This window comes from Methylobacter sp. sgz302048, from assembly GCF_052162025.1.
Taxonomy (GTDB): Bacteria; Pseudomonadota; Gammaproteobacteria; order Methylococcales; family Methylomonadaceae; genus Methylobacter.
In genome coordinates this window covers 2,285,567-2,311,039 of record NZ_CP197401.1, presented here as the reverse complement: position 1 = coordinate 2,311,039, position 25,473 = coordinate 2,285,567, and the positions used below count along the sequence as shown (strand labels likewise).

The 25,473-nt window shown below is 43.6% G+C and carries 28 protein-coding genes; 11 read left to right on the top strand and 17 right to left on the bottom strand.

Annotated features, from left to right (window positions below; all coding sequences use genetic code 11):
- The first annotated feature begins 1 nt into the window (after position 1).
- The 3 genes from ACTNE6_RS10470 to ACTNE6_RS10460 are packed head-to-tail and all read left to right on the top strand — an operon-like array spanning position 2 to position 2,129.
- On the top strand, positions 2 to 988 hold the full coding sequence (locus tag ACTNE6_RS10470) for a DNA polymerase III subunit delta' (RefSeq protein WP_442496644.1): 987 nt from the start codon (positions 2 to 4) through the stop codon (positions 986 to 988).
- 4 nt (positions 989 to 992) lie between these two features.
- On the top strand, positions 993 to 1,343 hold the full coding sequence (locus ACTNE6_RS10465) for a PilZ domain-containing protein (protein WP_194968755.1): 351 nt from the start codon (positions 993 to 995) through the stop codon (positions 1,341 to 1,343).
- A gap of 9 nt (positions 1,344 to 1,352) precedes the next feature.
- On the top strand, positions 1,353 to 2,129 hold the full coding sequence (locus ACTNE6_RS10460) for a TatD family hydrolase (protein WP_442496643.1): 777 nt from the start codon (positions 1,353 to 1,355) through the stop codon (positions 2,127 to 2,129).
- Between the two features lie 8 nt (positions 2,130 to 2,137).
- Here the strand turns inward: ACTNE6_RS10460 and ACTNE6_RS10455 are convergent, their stop codons facing one another.
- On the bottom strand, positions 2,138 to 2,926 hold the full coding sequence (locus ACTNE6_RS10455; RefSeq protein WP_442496642.1) for a methyltransferase domain-containing protein: 789 nt from the start codon (positions 2,924 to 2,926) through the stop codon (positions 2,138 to 2,140).
- 167 nt (positions 2,927 to 3,093) lie between these two features.
- On the opposite strand from ACTNE6_RS10455, the gene ACTNE6_RS10450 reads away from it, so the two are divergent.
- Positions 3,094 to 3,837 (top strand): PEP-CTERM/exosortase system-associated acyltransferase, encoded by a 744-nt coding sequence (locus ACTNE6_RS10450; protein ID WP_442496641.1) that lies wholly within the window; start codon positions 3,094 to 3,096, stop codon positions 3,835 to 3,837.
- The gene (locus ACTNE6_RS10445; protein WP_442496640.1) at positions 3,827 to 6,706 is read left to right on the top strand and encodes an EAL domain-containing protein; all 2,880 of its coding nucleotides are present in this window, start codon (positions 3,827 to 3,829) and stop codon (positions 6,704 to 6,706) included. Before ACTNE6_RS10450 ends, ACTNE6_RS10445 begins: the two co-directional genes overlap by 11 nt.
- Before the next feature lie 6 nt (positions 6,707 to 6,712).
- On the opposite strand, the gene ACTNE6_RS10440 is transcribed toward ACTNE6_RS10445, so the two are convergent.
- From ACTNE6_RS10440 to ACTNE6_RS10430, 3 genes are all read right to left on the bottom strand, one after another.
- Positions 6,713 to 7,936, bottom strand: a complete 1,224-nt coding sequence (locus tag ACTNE6_RS10440; protein WP_442496639.1) for a hypothetical protein — start codon at positions 7,934 to 7,936, stop codon at positions 6,713 to 6,715.
- Positions 7,937 to 7,946: 10 nt separating this feature from the next.
- Positions 7,947 to 8,387: a hypothetical protein gene (locus tag ACTNE6_RS10435; protein WP_442499658.1), complete on the bottom strand. Its 441-nt coding sequence runs from the start codon at positions 8,385 to 8,387 to the stop codon at positions 7,947 to 7,949.
- Positions 8,388 to 8,484: 97 nt separating this feature from the next.
- On the bottom strand, positions 8,485 to 9,612 hold the full coding sequence (locus ACTNE6_RS10430; RefSeq protein ID WP_442499657.1) for an aminotransferase class V-fold PLP-dependent enzyme: 1,128 nt from the start codon (positions 9,610 to 9,612) through the stop codon (positions 8,485 to 8,487).
- 142 nt (positions 9,613 to 9,754) lie between these two features.
- Between ACTNE6_RS10430 and ACTNE6_RS10425 the strand changes: the two genes are divergently transcribed.
- Entirely contained in the window at positions 9,755 to 10,153 is a 399-nt protein-coding gene (locus tag ACTNE6_RS10425; protein ID WP_442499656.1) for a hypothetical protein, read from the top strand.
- Positions 10,154 to 10,386: 233 nt separating this feature from the next.
- Here ACTNE6_RS10425 and ACTNE6_RS10420 read toward each other — a convergent pair whose 3' ends face one another.
- From ACTNE6_RS10420 to ACTNE6_RS10370, 11 genes are all read right to left on the bottom strand, one after another.
- On the bottom strand, positions 10,387 to 10,605 hold the full coding sequence (locus ACTNE6_RS10420; protein ID WP_442499655.1) for a hypothetical protein: 219 nt from the start codon (positions 10,603 to 10,605) through the stop codon (positions 10,387 to 10,389).
- A gap of 81 nt (positions 10,606 to 10,686) precedes the next feature.
- Positions 10,687 to 11,115, bottom strand: coding sequence for a DUF29 domain-containing protein (locus tag ACTNE6_RS10415; RefSeq protein ID WP_442499654.1), 429 nt, complete (start codon positions 11,113 to 11,115; stop codon positions 10,687 to 10,689).
- A gap of 110 nt (positions 11,116 to 11,225) precedes the next feature.
- A complete protein-coding gene (locus tag ACTNE6_RS10410) occupies positions 11,226 to 11,549 on the bottom strand; it encodes a hypothetical protein (protein ID WP_442499653.1) in 324 nt (107 codons plus the stop codon).
- 215 nt (positions 11,550 to 11,764) lie between these two features.
- Positions 11,765 to 12,946 carry a zonular occludens toxin domain-containing protein gene (locus tag ACTNE6_RS10405; protein WP_442499652.1) on the bottom strand — a complete coding sequence of 394 codons (1,182 nt, stop codon included), beginning with the start codon at positions 12,944 to 12,946 and terminating at the stop codon, positions 11,765 to 11,767.
- A gap of 73 nt (positions 12,947 to 13,019) precedes the next feature.
- Positions 13,020 to 13,373 (bottom strand): DUF2523 family protein, encoded by a 354-nt coding sequence (locus ACTNE6_RS10400; RefSeq protein WP_442499651.1) that lies wholly within the window; start codon positions 13,371 to 13,373, stop codon positions 13,020 to 13,022.
- A gap of 3 nt (positions 13,374 to 13,376) precedes the next feature.
- Positions 13,377 to 14,702: a hypothetical protein gene (locus ACTNE6_RS10395; RefSeq protein WP_442499650.1), complete on the bottom strand. Its 1,326-nt coding sequence runs from the start codon at positions 14,700 to 14,702 to the stop codon at positions 13,377 to 13,379.
- A gap of 75 nt (positions 14,703 to 14,777) precedes the next feature.
- The gene (locus tag ACTNE6_RS10390; RefSeq protein WP_442499649.1) at positions 14,778 to 14,984 is read right to left on the bottom strand and encodes a major capsid protein; all 207 of its coding nucleotides are present in this window, start codon (positions 14,982 to 14,984) and stop codon (positions 14,778 to 14,780) included.
- 6 nt (positions 14,985 to 14,990) lie between these two features.
- On the bottom strand, positions 14,991 to 15,239 hold the full coding sequence (locus ACTNE6_RS10385; protein ID WP_442499648.1) for a hypothetical protein: 249 nt from the start codon (positions 15,237 to 15,239) through the stop codon (positions 14,991 to 14,993).
- Positions 15,239 to 15,544 carry a hypothetical protein gene (locus ACTNE6_RS10380; protein WP_442499647.1) on the bottom strand — a complete coding sequence of 102 codons (306 nt, stop codon included), beginning with the start codon at positions 15,542 to 15,544 and terminating at the stop codon, positions 15,239 to 15,241. The genes ACTNE6_RS10385 and ACTNE6_RS10380 overlap by 1 nt, the downstream gene beginning before the upstream one ends.
- Positions 15,541 to 16,881 carry a replication initiation factor domain-containing protein gene (locus tag ACTNE6_RS10375; protein ID WP_442499646.1) on the bottom strand — a complete coding sequence of 447 codons (1,341 nt, stop codon included), beginning with the start codon at positions 16,879 to 16,881 and terminating at the stop codon, positions 15,541 to 15,543. The genes ACTNE6_RS10380 and ACTNE6_RS10375 overlap by 4 nt, the downstream gene beginning before the upstream one ends.
- Positions 16,882 to 17,071: 190 nt before the next feature.
- Positions 17,072 to 17,479, bottom strand: coding sequence for a hypothetical protein (locus ACTNE6_RS10370; protein ID WP_442499645.1), 408 nt, complete (start codon positions 17,477 to 17,479; stop codon positions 17,072 to 17,074).
- Positions 17,480 to 17,601: 122 nt separating this feature from the next.
- Here ACTNE6_RS10370 and ACTNE6_RS10365 point away from each other — a divergent pair, with 122 nt between their 5' ends.
- From ACTNE6_RS10365 to ACTNE6_RS10345, 5 genes are all read left to right on the top strand, one after another.
- A complete protein-coding gene (locus tag ACTNE6_RS10365; RefSeq protein WP_442499644.1) occupies positions 17,602 to 17,973 on the top strand; it encodes a hypothetical protein in 372 nt (123 codons plus the stop codon).
- Between the two features lie 139 nt (positions 17,974 to 18,112).
- Positions 18,113 to 20,929: an excinuclease ABC subunit UvrA gene (gene uvrA, locus ACTNE6_RS10360; protein ID WP_442499643.1), complete on the top strand. Its 2,817-nt coding sequence runs from the start codon at positions 18,113 to 18,115 to the stop codon at positions 20,927 to 20,929.
- Positions 20,930 to 21,048: 119 nt separating this feature from the next.
- The gene (locus tag ACTNE6_RS10355) at positions 21,049 to 21,453 is read left to right on the top strand and encodes a hypothetical protein (RefSeq protein ID WP_194968746.1); all 405 of its coding nucleotides are present in this window, start codon (positions 21,049 to 21,051) and stop codon (positions 21,451 to 21,453) included.
- An 11-nt stretch (positions 21,454 to 21,464) separates the two neighbouring features.
- Positions 21,465 to 22,289, top strand: coding sequence for a DODA-type extradiol aromatic ring-opening family dioxygenase (locus tag ACTNE6_RS10350; protein WP_442499642.1), 825 nt, complete (start codon positions 21,465 to 21,467; stop codon positions 22,287 to 22,289).
- A gap of 134 nt (positions 22,290 to 22,423) precedes the next feature.
- The gene (locus tag ACTNE6_RS10345; RefSeq protein WP_442499641.1) at positions 22,424 to 23,986 is read left to right on the top strand and encodes a phospholipase D family protein; all 1,563 of its coding nucleotides are present in this window, start codon (positions 22,424 to 22,426) and stop codon (positions 23,984 to 23,986) included.
- A 102-nt stretch (positions 23,987 to 24,088) separates the two neighbouring features.
- Here ACTNE6_RS10345 and ACTNE6_RS10340 read toward each other — a convergent pair whose 3' ends face one another.
- Positions 24,089 to 24,415 carry a hypothetical protein gene (locus ACTNE6_RS10340; RefSeq protein WP_194968744.1) on the bottom strand — a complete coding sequence of 109 codons (327 nt, stop codon included), beginning with the start codon at positions 24,413 to 24,415 and terminating at the stop codon, positions 24,089 to 24,091.
- 132 nt (positions 24,416 to 24,547) lie between these two features.
- A complete protein-coding gene (locus ACTNE6_RS10335; protein ID WP_194968743.1) occupies positions 24,548 to 25,249 on the bottom strand; it encodes a rhomboid family intramembrane serine protease in 702 nt (233 codons plus the stop codon).
- Positions 25,250 to 25,473: the final 224 nt, after the last annotated feature.

Genomic DNA, 25,473 nt, shown 5'->3' with positions numbered 1-25,473 from the left:
AATGTCTAATACATTATTGCCCTGGCTAAAGCCCAACTGGGAGCACCTTCACAGTTATATTACTCAGAAGCGCATTCCACAGGCTTTGCTTATTACTGGTAACAGAGGGCTTGGCAAGCAATATTTAGCTAGCCAGTTCGCTTTTTCTCTGCTTTGCGTAAATCCCCAGTCCGATGGTTTATATTGCGGTTCCTGTGACAGCTGCAAACTGCTCAATGCCGAAACGCATCCTGACCTTATTAATATTCAGCCTGAAGAAGTCGGCAAAAGCATTACCATTGCCCAAATCCGCAACTTAATCATTCAACTGACCTTAAAACCTCAATTCGAAGCTTATCGCGTCGTTATTGTCAGTCCGGCCGACCAGATGAATCATGCAGCAGCCAATGCCTTTCTAAAATGCCTGGAAGAGCCGACAGAGCGCACTCTCATTATCCTAATTACAGATAAACCGGCAAAATTACCCGCAACGATAGTCAGTCGATGCCAGAAGTTGGTAATTAATACTCCAGCTAGAGAGACAACGCTTGCATGGCTTAAGCAGCAAAATGTTCAGGAAAACGCAGAATTGCTATTCGGGCTGGCTAGAGGAGCGCCATTGTTAGCCCAGCAATATGCGGATGAAGGGTATACTGGCATGCGTCATGAGTGCTTCAAGTCGTGGATGGGCATCGCAAGACGACAGCGCAATCCTGTCATGATTGCGGAAGACTGGTATAAGCTGCCTGAATCTCCGTTATTGTTCTGGATTACATCCTGGATTATCGATTTAATTAAATGTTCTTATTCGACAAATATTGAAAATTTATATAATCCGGACTTGGCAGATTCCTTGAAAGAAATGTCACAACAGCTAGAATTAAAAAGAGTTTACAAATTGTATGACTTATTACTGGCAACTCGCCAGCGACTGGATTCTCCAATCAATAAACAATTGATGTTTGAAGAGATCTTAATAAAATGGTCTGAAATTAACTTGAGCAAATAATACCATGGCAGAATCATCCCCCAGACAAGGTATATTGTCGCTGTCAATTAAAGATAAAAACGCTTTATATGCAGCTTACATGCCTTTTGTAATCAATGGCGGCCTGTTTATTCCCACTAATCGGGAATATCAAATGGGCCAGGAAGTTTTCATGCTGTTAAATTTAATGGAAGAAACCGAACGGCTTCCTATTGCCGGGAAAATAATCTGGAAAACGCCGCCGGGTTCGGAAGGCTATCGAGCAACCGGCATTGGTGTACAGTTCAGTGACCAGGATGGCGGCATGGCTCGCAATAAAATAGAAATGTATTTAGCAGGCAGTTTAGGTTCTGACCGATCAACCCACACCATGTAATTTTATCGAATGCTTATCGACTCTCATTGCCACCTGGATCGCATCGATCTGGAACCCTACCAACACGATTTTTCCTGTTTCATGAAGGAAGCGGAGAATAATCAAATTGAACATATGCTATGCATAGCCATTGATTTAGAATCCTATCCGGCCATGCATGATCTGGTCTCAGGTTATTCTCAAATTTCCCTTACCGTTGGAGTTCATCCGAATGTTCAGGACGGCAAGGATCCTAGTGTTGATGAGCTTGTCGCTTTAGGCCAAGAGAAAAAGGTTATTGCAATAGGGGAGACAGGCCTTGACTATTTCCGCAGTAAAGGCGATCTTGATTGGCAACACCAACGTTTCAAAAAGCATATTGCCGCCGCGAAGATTCTAAAAAAACCGCTGATCATTCATACCCGCGAATCAAGGCAAGATACATTACGAATTTTAGAAGAAGAGAACGCTCGTGACATAGGCGGGGTTATTCATTGTTTTACCGAGGACTGGGATTTTGCCGAAAGAGCGCTAGATCTGGGATTTTATATTTCTTTTTCCGGTATTGTGACGTTTAACAGTGCCAAAGAAATCAAGGAGGTAGCAAAAAAAGTACCTGCTGACCGCTTTCTTATTGAAACTGATTCGCCTTACTTAGCGCCAGTTCCATTCCGTGGAAAGCCAAATTATCCTACCTACGTACGTTATGTAGCTGAACATATAGCTGAATTAAGAAACACAAGTTTTCAACAGATCGCGCAACAGAGTACAGAAAATTTTAAAAGACTTTTTAAATTTGGAGATTAGCTAGATTCTTAGCTAAAAGGTTTGATGCCACTCACCATGATCATATTGACGCTGCAATAGAAAGAGTTCTCTAATGCGGCCTGCTTCAATTCCATGCGCCATTGCTCCAATTCCTTTTGAGTAATAATATTATCTGATAAAGCTTTGTTTTCAACGCTTTCCTGTAACGACAAGGTATAAAACAATTCCAGATCATTGGTATATAGAGGAAAAACATCAATTTGAATGTCACTAAAATATGCCTTGCTGAACAATCGGTATAAACTTCGCCCTGAATAACTATTTGGAATAAGATTTTCCAAGCGATAATTTGATAACAATCGCTCTATTTTGACTGATTGACAATCGATAGACAGACTTGCCCAATCTGTATCGATGATTACCACACTTCCTCCTGGTTTTGTGACTCTACGGACTTCGCCTATTACCTGTTCTGGATTGTTTAGGTGCATAAAAAGTCGCTCACTTCGGCAGCTGTCAAAGTAATTATCTGCAAAAGCCAGAGAGCTGGCATCTCCTTGTTGAAAGCTGACAATACGACTCATCTTTGAAATTTCCACCTGTTCTAATGCCTTTGCTAACATAGCTTCATCGTAATCAACACCAATAACAAGACCAGCCGGCGATACTAATCGACCCAGTTCAATAGCATCAACACCAGGGCCACATCCCAAATCAAGAACTGTATCACCTTGCTTAATTTGCATTTTTTTATAGCTAATTTGCTTAATAGATGCAAAAATTTCGCCTGCTTTCTTGAGGTAATCAACGTCAACAGGTCCTTTGAATTTAGGCATATAATTTTTCCTGTTAGGATAAATAGCGTTTTTATTCTATGTTTATCTATAAAATAGACTATGATCTCATTAGAATCATATAAAATTATAGTGAACTAATATTAATCAAAAATCTACCATTAGCGTGTAGATTTTAAAGTGCTTATAAAAAAGAGAAATGGATAGCTATGAAGAACAAAGAAGATATAGGAAGTCATTATTCAAAATATTTTCAGATAGTCAATGCCAATACTGAAGAATTAAAAAAAATCGCTTATAAGTTACGCCATGAAGTGTATATTGAAGAATTCGGGTATCACGAATTTGATGAATATGATGAATATTCTCTGCATTGTTTGCTATTTCATAAACCAAGCAATCAAGCTATTGGTTATATCCGATTGATTCCTCAGATAGAAAAACTCAACAATCAGCTTCCCATAGAAAAGTTTTATGGAAAACCCTTTGATTTTAATACTGCCCGCGTAAACATGGCGGAGAAAACAAACATAGGTGAAGTTTCAAGAATGGCTATTATGCCATCTTTCAGGCGGAGGCTTTCTGACAATAATGATCGAGAGTCTTTTAAACAATCTGAAAAAATAGCCCATCCAGATAATCGTTACCCAATTAATTACTTACCTATGTGCCTTGTATCAGCTGCTATGCATTTTGCATTTGCGAGGAATATAGAATACTGTCTTGCCATGGTAGAGCCTAAACTTGCAATTTTATTACGTCGTCTCGGTGTTCAATTTGATCAAATAGGCCAACCTTTTGAGTTTTTTGGAACTCGAGTTCCTCATGTGTTTTATCCAGAAATTACTTATAAAAATTTAACTCCAGAGTTTCGTAGTCTGTCTGATAAAATTAGTAGTGAATTAAGCGAACAAAATGTAATAAAAAATATTGCTTATATTAATGCAAGATAAAACTAAGAAAAAAGGCAGGTTCCTGAGCCTTACATGGAAAGCAATTTTAGCCGTAAGCATAGCCATTCTGACATCTTCAGGCAGTGTTTTTATATTCGGTAATCTGACATTAGAAAAAAATTATTCACAGGAGCGAGATAGGGTTCATCGCTTTTATCAACAAGCATTCGATAGTATTCTGCAACAGTCAAAGCTTGATCAAATTGATATTACCTGGATCATTCCCGCTGTCATTAGTCTTGACCTATCATCTCAGCAGGCATTGGATCAGATAGAAAAAATTATTAACGCCAATTGGTTCAAAATAGAGCTTGAGTCTGATATCAAATCCGCTTATTTATTTTCAAAAAAAGGAGATTTGCTGAACAGTTGGGGCGATACAGTATTAAATAAGGAAGTTTTTTCACCGTGGCTCAATTATGTATTTGAAAATGAAGAGCCTTTTGAAAAAATTCTTTGTAGCATCAATTGCGTGCAATATAAGGCTTATCCTTTTTTGCATAATGGAGAGTTTATTGGGGTATTTATATTTGGAAGAGACCTAGCCGATATGGTGCTAAGGATGAAAGCCATTACCGGTAAGGAAATTGGAATTCTAGTACAGAATAATGAAAATGAAATAGTCTCGACAAAACCGACTCTTGATAAATGGTCAAAAGCGATCATTGCATTAACGGAGTATGAAAAAAGTTTTCCGCTCTTGCTGGCTGTTATGAATAAACTGCCAGATAGTTTACCCCAAAAAAAAGCACGCTTTGAATACAATAATAATGATTATGAAATAATTATTTTCCCATTCAGCAAGGACAATAATATTGCTGATCTTGTTATTATTGATAATTTAAGTGAAGAATTAATCGATATTCATAGATCATCGATGTTATATGCTCTAAGCGGCACAATAAGCCTAATCTTAGCAGGTGTGATTCTATTACTTTTACTGATTAAACCAATGAGGCGTTTAAATGCATTCATTGCTTTGCTGCCCTGGATAGCCAAGAAAAATTATTTAAAAGTAAATGAAATTATGCCCGTTTCTTCTGGGCATAAATTATTTAATGATGAAATTGATATATTAAATAATGCCACGCAAGATTTGATCCTTACGTTAAAAAACCTAGATAGAGATGTTGATCTGCGTACGCAACGACTGGCCGAACGGAGTGTTGAACTGCAACAAGAAAAAAATCTAGTATCTAATATTCTTAATACAGCTCAGGTTATTATTATAATAATTGATAATAACGGAAGAATTGTAATGAGCAATAAATATGCCGAGAAACAGATCGGTTATAGCGAAAATGAATTAAAACGGCAACTATTCGTTAACCTGGTTTTCGGTCATGAGGATATAAGAATTATTTCTAATGCAATTGAAGAAATATCCAACCAGCAGAGAAGAACATTTCGTTATGAATGCATACTATTTTCATCAAAAGGAAATGAATTATATATTTCATGGTTTTTTACTCTTATAAAAAATAATAAAAAAACTGAAATATTATCCGTTGGTCTGGATTTGACTGAGCGTAGAATAACAGAAAAAAAATTATCATGGCTAGCAGATCATGATCCATTAACCAATTTATATAACCGGCGCAGATTTGATCAGGAATTGGAGCACGCACTAACCATTGCCAATCGGTATAATCAAAAAGGAGCCCTTATTCTTTTTGATATAGACCAATTCAAAAATATTAATGATAGCAGCGGTCATAATGTGGGCGATGAATTATTGATTAAAGTCGCTGATAAACTGCTTTCAATAATTCGTGATACGGATATTGTTGCCAGATTAGGCGGAGATGAATTCGTAGTAATTTCATATTGTATTGATCAGGACCATGCCGAGAAAGTAGTACAGAAAATATGCGCCGAGATTGCCACAGTTAAAGTTACAGTTAACAATATTGATTTAGGTGTGACTATCAGTGCGGGCATGCTAATTTTTCCAGCTCCCGGTTTCTCTTCCCAAGAGTTGATGGCAACCGTAGATATCGCCATGTATAAAGCAAAACAAATGGGCAGAGGAGGGTGGTGTCTCGCTTCTATGGAGGATCTAGCTAGGGATGAAATACGGCATAGAGTAAATTGGAAGGCAAAAATTGAAAAGGCGTTAGAAGAAGACCGCTTTATTCTTTATTATCAGCCTATTATGAGAATAGCTGATAAAAGTATTTCCCACTATGAATGTCTTTTACGGATGATTGATGAAAATGGAGAAATTATCCCGCCAGGTATGTTCACCGGTATTGCCGAACACTTTGGGCTCATCACCAAAATTGATCAAAGAGTCATTGATCTCGCTTTTAAAAAACAGTCTTTATTTATTAAGCAGGGACTGGACATTCATTTATCCATTAACTTGTCCGGTGAAATGCTCTCAAATCCTAATGCATTTTCCATAATAGCTGAGCATCTTGATAGGTGGAATGTTCCTGCTCACAAATTCATTTTCGAAGTTCTGGAAACGCAGGCTGTCACGAATATACAAGCAGCTCGTGATTTCATGACTTATGTCACAAATATTGGCGGTAAATTTGCTTTGGATGATTTTGGGGTCGGTTTTTCATCTATGAGCCATCTAAAACAATTACCTGTCCAATATTTAAAAATCGATGGCGGCTTTATTAAGAATCTTGCCAATAATAGAGAAGATCAGCTTTTCGTAAAAGCAATTAATGATGTCGGGCAGGGAATGGGGATAAAAACAATTGCTGAGTTTGTTGAGAATGAAATGATATTGAAAGAATTATCAGAAATGGGGGTAAACTACGCTCAAGGTTATGGTATAGGCAAACCTATGCCTGAACCACAATTCGACTTACATAGTAAATTTCAGCTTCAGTCTGAAATGGAAATAATCTGATTTAAATCAAAAATCATATGACAACATTATTGCATACAGATCCCAATGTTGCTTTGTAGCTCCAGGAGGATTTTCTAATCTGGATATTGTTCCTGTCCCGTTTATACGATGATATTCGGTACTGAGAAGCAAACCAGGAATTAATTTAAATCGCAAACCAACAGTCCAATCTTTAGCAAATCGTGAATAGGCTGGTGCACCAAATTTAGCAGAAAACTTATCTCCGTGTTTATCATCTTTATCCCAGATAAGCTGATCATATCGAACCATACCTTCCAGATAAGATGTAAATTTGTAAATTCCTTGCAGATAATAACCTTCACCTGTCGTATCAGAATCAGGAAATAGGCCAAAGTTATTCAATCGTTGGCCACGGAATTCATATTCTCCAGTTAGTGACCATTTTTCTGCATTATATTGAGCAGAGAAAATCAGCGGTTTAAATTGGAACTGCCCTTCATTAAATTTAATTGGAGCAGGTATAGGCGAAAAGTGAGCATTGAACTCAGCATATGTAATAGCAAGTCGAACTTCACCGCCACGCCACTCATAATTTAAGCGGCTAATCCAAGAGGTATCTCCATATGCTTGAATATTCTTTGCGAGTTGAGCTGTTAGGTCAGGGTCGTCACTTCGAGGAACAACAATGCCGACATTAAATGAAAAATCCCCCCAATCGGTATTTTGCTCACCATAGAAATAGCCACCATCAGCAGACAGCGCACTGTTTCGATTGATGTCAAAATAAATTGATTGTGGCAAAAATATACTTGGTCTGGTAGATGCGACATCTCGAGTGTCATTATATAAACCTAATGGCGTTGGAACTCTTCCGGCTTTAATGCCTAACAAACTGTCCTCAGATGAGTATAGGCGATAATCAGCCAGTCCATAATCAATACGCAAACCTTGTTCATCAGTTTTTCCTGCATCCCGCCATACTACCTGCATCGCTATTTGCAAATCAGGGATGATACGCCATGAGCCATTAATTCCTAATTCTCTGAAATCATCAGAAATATTGTCATCAGTTGTACCAAAGAAATTATTATCTGATGTGTGAATTAATGCTTGAGAAAGAAAACCATGTATTTGTACTGTATCCGGCAACTCCGGCAGCCAGTTTTTTTCAGCTGCGATTGCATTGCTGGAAATAAAAGGGGTTATTACCACAACATTGCAAATGAGCAGTCTTGTAAGGTTATTTAAATTAAATTTGCCAGCATACATGCACATTTCCTTATTTAATATCCAACCGCTTGATACCATTTGTTAAATCACTTAAATTTAAATAACCTACAGACCCCGGTGTTTTTTCTATTTTTTCGATCATTTCCTCCTTGCTTTCTACAAGAATTGGAGCCTGACCTGATCCGCTGAATACTAACTTATCCCAATTTCGGCGCATTTGATGAGGAAAAACATTTAATATCTGTTTGCAAAATTGTTTATGTAATGGATCATCATCATTGAGTACAAAAACTGTCACCGCGGAACCATCGTTCCAACGCAGTAAGCGCATCTTGAAAATAGCACTTAACCCATTTCGGCTGATAGTATCCTGCTGATTAGCGCTATTGATGACAGGAATGACTATGTTTTGTTGTTTTTCAATTACAGGAGGCGCGGCTGAAGCGAATTGGCTCAGCAAAAAGATAAATAGAATGAACACCAAGCTCATTCTCAATCGTAATCGAAAGAATAGGGCGATTTGTTGCAAACTGGATAACCGGTTATTAATAGAGTCGTTTTTATATAGAGAAATCTAACGGGAACTGTTAATCGCAATACAGTTCCATTATAGATATCGCTTTCTTTAATTCTTCATTATTATTATAAAAATGTGGGGATAACCGTATTCCGCCACCGCGTAAAGCACAGACAATGCCATTTTTCTGTAAGTATCTATAAAAAGCATTATTCGGGGCTGTTCCGTGCTTGAATATTATAATACCGGAATTTAATTGATTTCGCTTCTGAGATAATAAAATTAACTTCTCGTTTCTATGAATCTGTTCCATTAAATAGTTTGTTTTTTCCATAATCGAAGATTCAACAGCTGTCATCCCGGTTTCCAGCAATAACGACAGGCTGGCAGAGAGTGCATGAATTCCCAGCATATTCGGGCTGCCACATTCAAAACGACGGGCAGTAGGATGAACTTCCCATGGCTTATTTTCATAATTATAGGTGTCTTTCATCATGTGCCAACCGTATTGAGTCAATTTTAGTCTATCTCTAGCTGTAGGCGTAGTATAGAAAACACCCAAGCCCTCAGGGCCTAACATCCATTTGTGACCATCAGCCATAACGAAATCAGCTTGATAAGCCTGCACATCAAACTGAACCGCACCTAGGCTTTGAATTGCATCAATACAGAAAAAGATATTGCGCTGTTTACAGAATGCGCCTATCTTTTCCAGATCCAGACGCAGACCCGAAGCGAATTGTATAGAGCTTATTGTTAGCAAACGGGTATTACCATCTACCAACTCAAACAAAGCGTCCTCAGGAGAAGTAGAATTTCTTAAGTCAGCTTGACGAAATTCAATACCTTGTTGGGCCAGAGATTGCCAAGGTAATCTATTAGAAGGAAATTCTTCATTACTGCTGACAATATTGTCGCCGGATTTCCAATCCAGGCCATAGGCGACAAAAGATAGAGCTTCAGAAGTATTTTTAACCAAAGCAATATCATCTGCAGAGGGAGCGTTTAATAAAACTTGGAGCTGGGACCGTAATTCAGATTCTTTAGCCAGCCATTCTGGATAAAAATATGATCCGTATAGCGTATTTTGTTCTGCGAACTTTGCGACTGCCTCGCTAGTTCTTTTAGGCCACGGTGATACAGCCGCATGATTTAAATAAATTAATTCATCGGATAAAGGAAATTCCGGATGTTTCATAGTAATAATCCCCAAAGTAAATGTAATTATAAATTTCGCATAATGTATATTATGTTAAATTCAATAGTCATCATCATACACGCCATTAAAAATGCCCGCACCCGTCATTTGTCGGGCAATATTTTTAATGGAAACTATAAAAGTGAAAAAATCCATTGTTATTGATAAATCCTTTTTTGAATTGCGAATGGAAGCAGGCTTGAGCATTGAAGATTGTACGTTAATTTTTGACGTACACAAGCGAACCGTCAAAAGCTGGAACGACGGAATAAGAGAACCGCCCAAGGCGGTTTTTTTATGCCTGATGCTTTATGCTGGCCGGCTCGATTTTTTGGGCAAAAACTGGCGTGGGTTCCGGATCAGGCCCGATTGCATCGAATCGCCTGAAGGAGATTTTATTTACAGCTACGAAGTTCGGGCGATCCGGTATCTATACCACGCTGCCGGCATGAACAGGACGGGCATATGCCGTAACCTAGAAGCAATCAGCAATGAAAACATAGCAGATGATAAGCCGCACACGCTTGTCCGTGTTAGCTAATCAATTCATGCTGGTCAAGGGTTAATTAGGGAAAGGGGCAGCTTGCTGGATTGATGACAGGCGCTATCTGATAAGGTTCAACTATGGCCCCTTTCCGTCCTTGATACTGTTGATTGGGTTTATTTTGCGGCGCGATACGGCAGAAGAAATAAGACTTTCCGTGGGCGCCTTATATGCCGCGCTATCATGCCTGTCTTTATCTGATAAAGCATAAGCGCGGCATAGCTGAGCCACTAAACATAAGGCCGAAGCAAAAAAGCCAAGGTTTGAATTGCCGAACCACCATCAAGAGCGGATGCAACAGAAGCCAAAGTATCAGCATCATTTTTAGCGTGAGCTTGCTTCAATTTTTCAATAATAGGTAAAAGATCAGCATCAACACGAACAACAACAGATTCTTTTTTTAATAAACTAGGCTTCCTTCCTGCATTTTCACGCCTACCACCACGCATAAATCACCTTTGAATTTATGTAACAACAAATCATATTATACCTATTTGATTTTATGTTACAACAATTCAAATTATGAAGACTTAATCCGGATAAAAGGAAACATCGCGTATTTGTGACCATGACCAGGGGCAAGACGACGGGAACGTTTCCTCATCCAAGCCGGTTTCGGTGGCCGCATCAATAACGGCCTTATCATAGGCCCTTGAAAGCAAGACATCTAATTGAGACTTGAGGCTTGGGTTATCATCTAAAATCTCTTCGAAGTTGATACGCTGGCCTTTGCATGTTAATTGCCAGCTTCTACCACGCCGAGCCGGTTGATATTTCCACTTAAGCAAATGAACCAATAAAACAACCAAACGACTTTCTAACGCCCTTCTCTCACTTCGCCCCATTGCTTCGACCTCATCAATCAAATGTTCTATATCCAAATCCGACAAACGGCCCGCACGCAATGCAGCAGCTTGATCCTGTACCCAACCATAAAAATCTTTATCATATGAAATCATAACGGGATAACCCTAGCTGTTGTTTTGAAGAAGTGTAGCAAGAAAAAATAGAATCGCTACGCACTACACGTAGTTAAGCAGACTAATCAAAGTAGATCAAATTACAAACATTATTGCTTTAAATCTTGATCACAGATTTTTTTAAATGTCTTGACATGAACCCAACAATTACCTTTTTTAGATTCAACTCGACCCCACATATCCCTATGCTCTTCAGGCGGCATATCATCATCTGGATTATATTTAACCAAACCGGTTTTTACATGATGACGTTTTTCCATGTTTTTTATAACCGGATCAGCAATTATTTCCTTAGATGTTTGACCTATAGCTTCACCAAGCCTTTGAAAGATATTTTGAGCAGGTTCGGCTAGAGAAACAAGACTAATACTAAAAAGAAATATAGAAAAAAATACTACCCTCTTAGCGATCATCCTTAAACTTCCTTTAATAAAAGAATAAACGCCAAGTATAGACAAAATTAATAATATAAATAACTTATACAAACAAAAATTATAAAGTTACATATAATATAATGGCATGGGTTTTGCCATGGAAAATAAAATATATTTGACTTTTACAAATCGCGTTTTAATAATTTTTATTTTTGGCACATGGTTTGCTTGTTGATGTATTTTACCTATTTAATCTAATTTGAAGCAATTAAACTTTCAATAGATTTATCCTTGGGCAATGCAGATCGACAACGTACATGGAACACGCGTTCTCCATAAGATACAGAGATGTGACATTGATCATAAAACGAGAACTTGTATCCATAAGCCGCAAGTTCCTTACCAGACAGCCGCAATACTTCTGAATCATTGGTCAATTCCAGATAGGGTGTTATTGAATGATTAATAATCGATACGCCAGCAATCCGCCAAGAGAAACCCGCCAACGGTTCTTCTACGACAACAGAAAGTGAAGTAGCTTTGACATCACCCACAGCACTAGGAACAGAACCGCCAGACGCAGCAGGAGCTTTCTTGCTATCCACAGGAGCGGATAAAGCAGGAGTTTTACCGGATATGACAGCAGGCGCAGGACGAGAGCCAAGAAAGACAAACAAGCCGGTAAGAATGACCACAAAAAATAAGACACGAGGATTGAGCCAAATCGGCGTACCGGCGATCGTGTCACTATGGGTTCCGGTTGCGGTCGATTTGTAGAGATCCCAGACGAATCCGGGAATCCGTCTGTTTCGAACTGATAAGAAGTCATTGTTATTTTTTCCTGAATCCTCGGCCAAATGGAAAGCCTCAAGGTAAAGCCCCTTGATGCCAATCAAAGCCTGATTTTTGTGTTTATAGGCACCTTCAGCACAGCCGCGAATATCTTTCCTGATCTTGTCAATGTTCGGCGTAGTAAGAACCAGGTCCCATCCGTAATGGCGATGCATCTCGAAGGCAATCAGAAAATTGGCAGGCCGGTTATCACGTGCAGCGGCATCAGCGCCGCCCTCATAGTCAAATTTATGCAGTTCCTTAGTTGACCACTCCTGGAGCCAAATAGCTTGGGCTTCATCGACCATGATAAAAGCGCCAGGCGGAGCCCACTGGAAGAAACGAGACAGCTTTTCCCTGCCCTCTTCCACCCTTGTATCAATCCAGATAATGTCAAAGGAATCCGGCACAGGCTTTTTGAACCGTTTGAAAAAGAAGAAACGCCTGGCATTGTTCAAAACCTCCACAACGCGCTGACGATCATTCAGCCCCCTGACATTGGTGATAATCGTCCGACCGGCAAAGGCCGCTGCTACAAAATCATCAGCAATAGAACCTGATGTTTTATAAGAACCTGGCGCACCATGATGAATCTTTATACTCATCGTTTAAAAATAAGATAAATAATAAGAATACAAACCAAAAATAACCAAGAAACAAAATGAAAAATAACCATATTCATATAAACGGTATGTATTTAAGAACAAAGCGCGTGAAATATGCCGAAATCAACAAATTGACCGACTCCGGGATTTTTAAAAGCGTAGCAACGCCTTGAAGATCAGAAGGCATAGCGCCCCATGCAGAATCAAGCAAAGTCGATAGATTCAAATCAACAATGATTTGCTTGGCAACATTCCAGGCAAAAGGAGTGGCCCACATTACAAAATCTATAAAAGCAATGGTTGAAGCTTCGATAAACTGAGCAAAAGCCCAAGTCAAAATATCATAAATGGCCGTATTAAGAAAATGGTCAATACCATTAAAAAAGGCAATGATAGAAGCAAAAATGGCATCCAATGTTTCAAGCATATATCACCCCAAAATAATCATAACCGCAAAGGCCGCAGCCGCCAGATAAACGCCGAAACCAATGCGAGAAAGTTGTTCAGTATAAGGCTCAAGGCAAATTTCAAAATGCGCACTAACAAAAGACAAATCAACGCCACCATCACAAGCAATAGAACCGCCACCGACCAGAATAGGCTTTAAAGTCGAAAACTCAGTTTTGATACCGTTAATCATGGCCTGTAACTCAGACTTTTTAAGCGCAAGAGCAACGCCATTGGAAGAAGGAGCGCTTCCCGATCCACCGCCCTGATAAGCATCACCAGAACGATCAGATGTACCAGTCAAAGTATCAAGAACAGCCTTGACAGTAGAATCTTGAGCTAGACCTGAGGTATCTATAGTCGTGTTAGATGTTCCCGTCGTCGTACTGACAGAAGTTCCTGTTTCATTACCATTGCTATCATAAATGGTCGTCGTAGTAATGCTTGTTGTGGTAGTAGTCGCTGTATTTTTAGTTGGCGTTTGAGAAGGCGTACCCGTTGTTGAAGCCACGCAAACATTCTCGCCATTTGTTTTCCCTGCCTTGTAGCCTTCCTGACAAACGATAGGCGGCGACGACTCGCAAGAAGCTAAAGCCACGTTATAGGTATAGTTGGGTGGGCACTGCACGGGTTCTTCCTCATCAGGAACACAGGAACCACCCGAGGCATGTTGTCCAGCATGGCACGTATTATCGCAACTGGGTATAGTGGTCGGCGTACTGGCTTCGCCCATACATTCATAAGACGGACTCGAACACATAGGAACAGGTAAAGGACAATCTGGCGGCTCAGCCGTACAGTCATAATAACCATCGGCCACTGTCAAATTGACATAATAATCCGTAGGACAAAGAGGCACTTCACAAGGATTAGGATCAGGTGCACCAAATTTCTGATATGTACCAGAAGAACACTCGCACCCTTGACCGTCTGGAGTTAAAACTTTGCCCAAATCGCATTCTGGAGGTGGTGGAGGTGGATCAATACACTGCCCCGTGATTTCATCAACGACTTTTGGAGAAACACAGGACTGAAGACGAATACAAGAAAGATAATTTTCGCCAGTATATTGATAACTACCATTAACAATATCGCGCTGCCTGTAAACACGAGCTTGATTCATATAACAAAAACTATAAGCAGAATCAATTTTAAACTCTGAAGTCTGACAATCCTTGCCACCAGAAATACACGCTTGATAAGATTGAGATTCAGTATTATACCAATGATCACCGGCAAACACTGAAAACGACAGAAAAAAAAGGGCGACCGCAGCCGCCCCTTTAATCATGCTCAAATAGCCACGCATCGAAACCCCACCACGAAGCATAGACACCAAGCAGAGCCTATCAGATACGAAACTAAAAGAGACATAATACAGTCCTTACGCTTTACGAATCAGACCAAGAACAATACCTACACCAGCCACCACAGCCACAGCAGCAACCACATAACCGCCTACTGTAGTAGCATCAGTTTGAGCAGCTGTAATAGCCGTTTGAGCATCAGCAGCAAGAGTTGCAGAAGCATTCTCAATGCCGGCCAAAAGAACCATAGAACCAGCAACAACAGAACCTAAGATTTTTTTCATTTTTAATTACCTTAATTTTTTAACTTGATTAACAATAAGCCCGAACCCTAAACCGAGCGCGAACATCAACAAGGACATGCCGAACGCATCGTAAACAGCAGTCCAATCAATACCCGATTGACTCAGCATAATTTCAGTTTGAGTTTGATAAGCCGGATCAATCAGGTAAGCCTGCACTACGGATTCATAACCCGCAGGGCATGGATTTGTAGCAACCGTGCAAACCTGAACAAAGGCAGGCGCACCGGTAGCCATTATTGTTTTGCCCCCATGGCAGCAACAGGCGAAACCACAGGCGAGACATTAACGACCATTTCAGCAAATTGGCCTTTGCCGGTTGCCCTGGTTTCGGTTTCCACGTCGCAGACAACTTCGGAACCAAAATCGATTTTTTTCAGCTTTTCTACAAGCTGGGATTCACCTCTCATCTCAATGCCGGCCGATCCACGCTGATTATCTTTTTGCTCAAGACGAGCTAACGTGTAAATCGTTACATAGTCGTAAGGATTGCCGTTAAATTCGCCTTTGCTATGCTTCCAACCAATCACTTTCATTTTCATAATGGGATTACTCCTGATTCATAAGTTTTTGTGGGTAAAGAATGAATGTAGTCACCTTCGGCATATTGCGCGAAGGTGTCAAAATTGAGCCGCTTTGGTAATTCCTGCTTGCCCTCAGTTAATACCTTGATGGCTTCTTCGGCCCCCAAGATTTCACAGATCGTGTAGATGTATTTGCCGAATTGGTGCCGCGTCACTTCAACAGCCCGTTCAAATGTGCTTTCAACGGTCTTTTTGAACGTATCAATTCGGGTTTGGATTTTGTGCATATTGGCTAAGGCCGGATAAGCCCCAGCCAAGTACTGGCCGGGCCTTAAAAGGCAGTCAAATGGGATCAACCGATCATCATTTTTAAGTTCGAGTTCAACTCTGATCCAGTTGGGATACTTTTCATGAAAACCGTTAGCCAGTTGAAGACCTTTTTCATAGATTCTTAACAATTTGCCACTTTTACGATTGCCGATATAAAGCGTGCGTCCCTTGCCAGTCGGCTTAATCCAATTACCAACCTGTTCAATATTCGGCGCCCTGCCCCGATTAACAAAAAGACCCGCATGGTACATAGCCAGATAATCATCCATTGAGGTTTTACTATGGAAGTTGTCTGATGCCAGATAGACGCGGGTAAGCTTGGCATCCTTTACAGAGAGAAGGAATTGATAGAGGCGGTATTCCCAGCCCGGTGAAGCCGACATAAGTCCCTGACCTTTCACAGTCACTAGAACGGTATCCTGTTGGCCGCCAATGCAGACCAGCCCCCAGCCGTGATAACCGAGATCAAAAGAGCTTTTATAGAAGTTCATGCCCGATTCACGCTGGCCGGTTACGCCATAGCCAAAGATATTGAATAGATGAACCGATAAAGCCTCCACATAGTCTTTATCCGTAATAGCGGGATGGCCGGAAGGCAATGACAAGGGGAAATTGCCCACCTTGAACGTAAAGTTCACCCAGTCGACAAAGGAATGACGGACATTTTTAGATTTATCCGGCAACGGAATTGCCACTTTCTGAAATTTGCCTTTAGCACCCAAAGAAACAATTTTTAAATATTCTTTGGCTTCCCAACTGGGTAGACTCATCGGCCCGTTAGCGCTCGACTTTCCCCCCCTGTTAGTAAAGGGGGGGATGGCCGCGGCGCTCGACTGCGCTCCTCGTACCTCGTCGCTGGTGCTCACTTCGCGGCCAACTGAAACAGAACGGTATTTCTTCGGTTCAATGGTTGCTTCCATGGCCGCCTTTTTTGCCTGGGCAGCAGGCGACAATTTAAACTTTTTGGCAGGCGGCAAGATGCGATCTTGCAGAGATTTAGGCAAGGTATAAAACAACGCATCCATGATTAATTTCCACCTTGAGTGTTAATGGCTAACGGCAAATCTATGTCGGCATTCCACCAAAGCAACTGGAGTACTTCGAAATAGCATTCATAGTAGTCTTCGAAATCCATCAGAGAGGCTGAGGCATCATGAACACGAATGCAGAATTCAGAGAAGTCGCTAGGCGACAGGTTTTTCATTTGGCGAGGCATTATTGAGGTACTCCAATTTCAAACCATGCACCACAATCGCGGCATGGAACATTGGTATATTCGTCGTTATCCCATACGTAACCTGTATCAAGACAGACAGAACATTCATAAGAAGCCCCCTGCCCTACAGCTTCGACAGGCTGAGCAGGGGACAGGGCAAGGCCTGTCGATTTCATAGAAGAATCAATTTGTTTCTGAAGGTAAGCCATATACGCCTCATGCAATTCCATAAGGCGATCAAAGCGACGATCCATACGTGCTTCGGCTTTACGATTCAAACGCTCTACACGCTCATAACGTTCGTCTTTCAGATGATATTCATAAGCCAAATAGCTCAACAGACGAGAAAGTTCAAGAGACTGATAATACAGAACCCGTTGCCTTTCTATTTGTTGTTCCATGTTCATAGCTTGCCCTCTATGGTAAATTTGAATTTAAATATTAGTTAGGTATCTAACTAATTAGTTGTCAGTCTAATAATTTAGTTAGATAGTTGTCAAACTAATTTTTAAATCACTGGAAAAAACAGATGAAAACACTTAGAGATTACCTAGAACAATGTAAATTAAATAAAGGATTTGAAACCGATGCAGAACTAGCCGAATACCTACAAATCAAGCCAGCATCATTATCAGTAATGAAAAAAGGAGGCGGAGCAGCACAAGAAACGGCCGAAAGAATAGCAAATGGTGCAGGCGTTGATTTAGAAACAATCTGGTTGGCAAGTCTTATTCAAAAAGAACAAAACCCAAAATTTAAAAGAGTATTGGAAAACATTTCAAAAAGAGCGGGAATGCCGGCAAGCATTTTTATTAGTGCAAGCCTTAGCGCTCAATGGCTGGAAGCGTTACTATGGATGGCAGAAAAGGCAGGGAATAATAGTATTTTGTATATTATGTAAAATTGTAAGTAATAACCCTAAATTTGTAAGTAGTAACCCAAAGCTTATCATCCATTTGAATGCCCATTGGTTTGCCGCGTTGAATCATGCCTATTTTGAACGTATATTATAAAGTTGTTTTGATTGACGGAATTATTTGATGGATATCATTAGCATACGTGGTGCCAGAACGCATAATCTTAAAAATATCGATCTTGATCTGCCCCGGAATTCACTCATTGTCATCACCGGGCTTTCCGGTTCCGGCAAGTCATCGCTGGCTTTTGATACGATTTACGCTGAAGGCCAAAGACGCTATGTTGAATCGCTTTCCGCCTATGCCCGTCAGTTTCTGTCGATGATGGAAAAGCCCGACGTCGACCATATCGAAGGTTTGTCGCCGGCAATCTCCATCGAGCAGAAATCAACCTCGCATAATCCACGCTCAACCGTCGGCACGATTACCGAAATCTACGATTATTTAAGGCTGTTATACGCGCGAGCCGGTACGCCACGCTGCCCTGAGCATCAGGTCTCGCTGGAAGCGCAAACGATCAGCCAGATGGTCGATCAGGTGCTTGCCCAGCCCCAGGACCAGCGCTGGATGCTGCTGGCCCCGGTCATTAGCCAGCGCAAAGGCGAACATACCCAGTTGCTTGAAGACCTGCGCGCACAAGGCTTTATTCGAGCCCGTATCGACGGTGTCGTGTACGACCTGGATGAAGCGCCGGCATTGGACCTGAGAAAGCAGCACACCATTGAAGTCATTGTCGACCGCTTTAAAATTCGCGACGATATCGGCCTACGGTTGGCCGAGTCTTTCGAGACTGCCCTGCGCATGGCCGACGGTATCGCTATCGCTGCCTGCATGGATAACGGCACGGAGCTATTGTTCTCCGAGCGCTACGCCTGCCCGCATTGCGGTTACAGCCTGAATGAACTGGAGCCGCGCATCTTTTCGTTCAACAACCCGAAAGGCGCCTGCAGCAGCTGTGATGGTCTGGGCGTGCGGCAGTACTTCGACCCCGAGCTGATCATTCACAATCCCGACATCAGTCTTGCCGGCGGTGCGATTCGCGGTTGGGATCGTCGCAATGCCTATTATTACCAGATCATTTGCTCGCTGGCCAAGCATTACAACTTCGACCCGGAAATTCCGTTTTCGCAGCTGCCCAATGATATCCAATCGATGATCCTGTATGGCAGCGGTAATGAAACCATCGAATTCAAGTTTATGGGCGGCTCCGGCTTCGCTAAAAAAAGACGTCACAGCTTTGAAGGCATTATTGCCAACATGGAGCGGCGCTATCATGAAACCGATTCACAAATGGTCCGGGAAGAGCTGTCGAAGTATTTGTCCAACAGGATCTGCAATGTCTGCGGCGGCGCGCGACTTAACATCTCGGCCAGAAATGTTTTCGTTGAAGATTTACCGATTCATCATCTGACACGCTTCCCTGTCCGCAAATCGCTGGATTTTTTCAAGTACCTTAAATTAACTGGCAAACGCGGCGAAGTTGCGGGAAAAATCGTTAAGGAAATTCAAGAGCGCCTGGAATTTCTGGTCAACGTGGGACTCGACTATTTGACGCTGGACCGCAGCGCCGAAACGTTGTCCGGCGGCGAAGCGCAGCGCATACGCTTGGCTAGCCAAATCGGCGCCGGACTGGTTGGCGTCATGTACGTGCTGGACGAGCCGTCGATAGGACTGCACCAGCGCGACAATCAGCGCCTGCTGAATACCTTGTTCCGCCTGCGCGATCTGGGCAATACCGTGATCGTGGTCGAGCACGACGAAGATGCCATACGCTCGGCGAACTACATCGTCGATATTGGCCCCGGCGCCGGCGTCCACGGCGGGCGCGTCATCGCCCAAGGCGCGCTGGAAGACATACTTGCCAATAAAGATTCTCTGACTGGCCAGTATTTATCGGGCAAAGTCGAAATTACTGCCCCCGATTCGCCGACGCCCGTTGATAAAGACAAACAAATCGTCATACGCAACGCGCGCGGCAATAACCTGAAAAATGTCGATATCGCCTTCCCTATCGGTTTACTGACCTGTGTCACGGGCGTGTCCGGGTCCGGCAAGTCCACATTGGTCAACGATACGCTGTATTGTCATGCGGCGCGTCTGATAAACCGCGCAGGCGCTGTTCCGGCGCCTTGCGATGCCATTGAAGGCCTGGATTATTTCGACAAGGTCGTCGATATCGACCAGAGCCCAATCGGCCGCACGCCGCGCTCGAATCCGGCCACCTATACCGGCCTGTTCACGCCGATACGGGAACTGTTTGCGGCTACGCCCGAAGCGCGCTCGCGCGGCTACACGCCGGGCCGGTTCAGCTTCAACGTCAAAGGCGGCCGTTGCGAAGCCTGTAAAGGCGACGGCGTCATCAAAGTGGAGATGCATTTTTTGCCCGACATCTTCGTCAACTGCGACATCTGCCATGGCAAGCGTTACAACCGCGAGACATTGGAAATACGCTACAAAGGCAAAACAGTCAATGAAGTGCTGGATATGACCGTCGAGGACGCGGCCGCCTTCTTCAGCGCCGTTCCGACCATTGCTCGCAAACTGGACACGCTGACCGAAGTCGGCCTGAGCTACATCACTTTGGGGCAAAATGCGACGACCCTGTCCGGCGGCGAGGCGCAACGCGTCAAACTCGCCAAGGAACTCTCCAAGCGCGATACCGGCAAAACTTTATATATTCTCGACGAGCCGACCACAGGCCTGCACTTCCACGATATCAAGCAGTTGCTGTCGGTCTTGCATACGCTACGCGACCACGGCAATACAGTCATCGTCATCGAGCACAACCTGGACGTCATAAAGACAGCAGACTGGATCATCGATATGGGTCCTGAAGGCGGCGACGGCGGCGGTACGCTGGTGGCCGAAGGCACGCCGAAACAGGTTTCGGAAAATCCGGCCTCGCATACCGGCGTTTATCTGAAGCGTTTTTTCGAATGACCGACATGGCTTGGCGTCAGCCCGGATTCAACGGAAACTTAGCGACCATGCTACTGTCAGATTAGCTGATGCTTTCCAAAGCGAACTTTCAATGTAAAGCTATCGAGAGAGGATGAGTCATGCGCAATCAGACAACAGAGAATAGACCAGGCACCGACTTCGGTATATTTTATCCGCTCGGCTATCTCGTCGTCGCGTTTCCGAACCAGGAAGATGCGCGGCAGGTACAGCGGGATCTCATGGCCGGCGGGTATGATCAAGCCGATTGCGAGTTTTATACATGCAAAGAAGTGGCTGATGCGGCCCAACGTAATCTTGCTGATAACAAGGGCTTTCTGGCGCGGTTGGGCTGGAGTGATGAAGCGGTAAAAGCCCATCTGGAAGCCGCCAAGCAAGGCTCCGCGTTCTTGCTGATCTATGCGCCCGGCGATACGGAGGCAGCTCGTGCGATGAACGTCATCCGGCGTGTACCGTTTGACTTTGCTCACCGTTACCAGCGCTTCACGATCGAAGAAATTAAGTAATCCCGGCTATCATGAGCGACAAATCAAACAGTGTTCCAGGGGGCTCGGTTTTATACCTTTCCCATGGTGGAGGCCCTCTGCCTTTGCTTGGCGATGATGCGCACAAGGAAATAATAACACTGCTTAAAAAAGTGACGCCTGATCTTGGCAATCCCTCGGCCATTCTAGTAATCAGCGCCCATTGGGAAGAAAACAAGCCAACCATTACAAGCGGATCGTCGCCTCCTTTGATCTATGATTATTACGGATTTCCGGAAGAATCCTATGCCATCGAATATCCGGCGCCAGGTGCGCCCATGCTTGCGAATAAGATATTCGGTCTTCTGCAAAGCCATGGCATAGACGCAAGCCTTACGGACCAGAGGGGCTTTGATCATGGTTTATTCGTGCCGTTAAAAATTATGTATCCGGATGCGAACATTCCTTGCGTTCAATTATCGCTGGTCAAGGGCTTGAGGCCTGATGAACACATCCGGATTGGCAAGGCCTTGGCCGGACTTTTAGAGGAAAAAGAGGAAAACGTGCTTGTTATCGGTTCCGGATTTTCGTTTCATAATCTCAGAGCATTTTTTGGACCGTCTACAATGGAAACGCAATCGATGAATGAAGCTTTCGAGCAATGGCTGATCGATACCTGCTCAAACCGACAGTTAAGCGAGCCCGAGAGAGAACACAGGCTGGTCAATTGGGAGAGCGCCCCGGCCGCAAGATATTGCCATCCGAGAGAAGATCACTTGCTGCCTTTGCACGTTTGCTACGGCATTGCCGGCGCCCCCGCCAGGCAGGTATTCCGGTTCGAAATAATGGGAAAAAAGGCGAGCGCTTATCTCTGGTGAAGCCGAGTGATTGCCGCCCTCCCCTTTGTGTGAATGTTGTGAGGACAATACGATAATCACGAACTCTCGGCGACCGTCGCCGCCGACCTAAAGGTACTTCCTATGTATAAACCGGCTGGCAGACGGACGATGCCATGAACTCACACGGAGGCATCACCCCGTATGTTTTGATGTTTTGCCTGGCCGCAGATCTGACCGAAGGCTGCACCCCGTTGCCATCACTCGAAGGCCGAAACATTTCCACGGCGCTGTCCGCTACCGAGTCCAAAGCCACCCGACTTGGCAGGTCGATTTCCTCATCTGCTGAGGCGCATCCCGGCAAATCCGGCATTTACCCGCTTCCGAACGCGCACGATGCGTTTGCCGTGCGGGCTCTATTGGCCGGGACCGCCGACCGTACCCTTGATGTCCAGTATTACATCTGGCATTGGGACATGACCGGCATCCTGCTGCTTGAAGCCCTGCATGCCTCGGCCGACCGCGGCGTGCACGTGCGATTATTGCTCGACGACAACAATATCTCTTCCGAACTCGATGCCATGCTTATGGCGCTTGATGCTCATCCGAATATCGAAGTCCGCCTGTTTAACCCGTTCATGATCCGCAAGCCGCGGTTGATCGGTTACATCACCGACTTCTCCCGCCTGAACCGGCGTATGCATAACAAGTCTTTTACCGCCGATAATCAGGTTACGATCATTGGCGGCCGCAATGTCGGGGACGAGTACTTCGGCGCGGCCGACGACGTGCTGTTCGCCGATCTGGATGTCATGGCCGCAGGGGCGGTCGTCAAGGATGTATCGAATGACTTCGACCGCTACTGGATCAGCGAATCGTCATACCCTATCGACCGCGTATTGCCGCCCGCCGACCTTGTCATGCTCAAGGAATTGGTGTCGGCGGCAAAAATGGTCGAAAGGGATCCGGCTGCCGTGGCCTATATGAATGCGATACGCAACACGGCTGTCATACGCAAACTAGTCCAGGGAAATCTGGAACTGGAATGGGTTGTCACCCGCATGGTCAGCGACGATCCGGGCAAAGGGCTTGGCCAGTCCTCGGAGGACGCCCACCTGACCTGCGAACTTGATAAGATCATCGGCGAGCCAAAAGCTGAAGTGGAACTTGTCTCGCCTTACTTCGTGCCGACCGCCGCAGGCGTCGATGCATTTGTGGCTCTGGCCAGCCGAGGCGTTGACATTAAGGTATTCACCAATTCCCTGGAGGCCACGGATGTCCCTGTTGTACACGTGGGTTATGCGAAATGGCGCAAACCGTTGCTACAGGCCGGCATCACGCTCTATGAAACACGGCTGTTATCGCCGGAAGCCGAAAGAAACAGAAGAGTCGGCATATTGGGCAGTTCGGGTTCAAGCCTGCACGCGAAAACGTTTTCAGTAGACCACTCAAGCGTTTTCATCGGCTCGTTCAATTTCGATCCGCGTTCGGCAGAGCTGAATACCGAACTGGGCTTTATAATCGATAGCCCGCGCTTGGCAAAACAGATCGATGCCGTATTCAGCAACGGTATTCCTGAAAGCGCCTATGAGGTGCGCCTGTCCGATAAGGGGGATTTATATTGGCTTGAGAATCGCGAGGGGATGCTGGTGCGGCACGAGACGGAGCCCGGCACGAATTTTCTGCAGCGCTCTATCGTCTATTTTCTGTCATGGTTGCCGATTGATTGGCTTTTATGATCTGCTCCGGATTTAAAAGTCCGCTGTGGGACATAAAAAAGGCGTGCCGAACACATATCCGACACGCCTTTTTGCACTCACCCGGCAGGGCAAGAATGGAAATTAACTTTTTACTGAATTGGCGATTTCATTAAACGCTTCAACTCTTGATTTGCCGGTAGTAACCAGATCAACGCCAGTATCAACTACCATTTTGCCCAGTCCTGGAATTTTGTAAACCACCATGACCAGATAGCCAACAACCGGAACGGCAATAAAAGCTGCAATAAAACCGTTAAGGCCAATGGCTGACATGAGTTTTATTAGCAGAGCAATCGCATCCAATGGCAGTAAAACCATGGCGCCGAAATAGGCCAATACCATGAATGTGAACAGTACAAAAACTACAAATTGAAGCAGCCTTACCAATGCAACATTAATATTTTTCATATTATTTTTAATTTCCTGATAGAACTTAAGAAGCCTTTTTTAGCCAGAAAGCGTTCCTGGCTCTGATTGATCTTTATCAAAAAGCCCCACTTTTTGAGATCGGCAATTATACCTTAAAGCCATCAAAATAATTTATTTTTCTTCTACCGGCTCATTTGGCTCGTTTCGAATAAATAATCTATATAGAATAGTGCCGGTCACAAAGCCGCCTAAATGCGCCCACCAAGCCACATCAACAGTCACGCCCTCAAACACGACCGAAGTCATGGCATCATGCAGCTGAATAATGACCCACAAACCTAAAAAAGCAATGGCCGGAACATGAACGACAATCGGCAGAAAGAACAGAGGCACCCAAAGGATGACCCGGGCCATCGGATAGAGAAAAAAATAAGCCGCCAATACGCCGGCAATAGCGCCCGATGCGCCAACAACCGGGATGGCAAGACGGGGGTCAAAATACCATTGAAGAAATGTCGCGCATAGGCCGCACACTAAATAAAAGAGCAGAAAAGGCCCATGCCCCATTCTATCTTCTATGTTATCGGCAAAGATCCACATGAAAACCATGTTGATGGCCAGGTGCCACCAGTTCCCATGCAAGAACAGACTGGTCAAGAAGGACAAATAGTAGTCGTCGGGCAAACCGAAACTGAAAGCCCACTGTGGCTCTGTATAACGAATAGGCACCATGCCATAGCGATAAATAAGCCGATAACTCAACTCATACGGCATCAGCTGCATGGCAATAAAAATAGTGATGCAGATGGCCATCAATCCCCAGGTTACCCAAGGCCTTATGTTACAGGGCGCTGTATCTCTAATTGGTATCATGGCTTCCCCTATTGTTGATTCCAGTTATCGAAAAATCCGGATATTTCTAGCTCAAGCTTATCAGTTAAAAATACTGATGAGCAACGAGTCTGCATTTATTGATAAATTCTCGGTCCAAAAAGTTTATAATGATGGAAAAAACAGCTCCTTCTCATATTTGCCTTACGGCGACCGTTAACGATTCATGCAACCGAATTCACTAGATACTCCCCTATCCTTTTCAG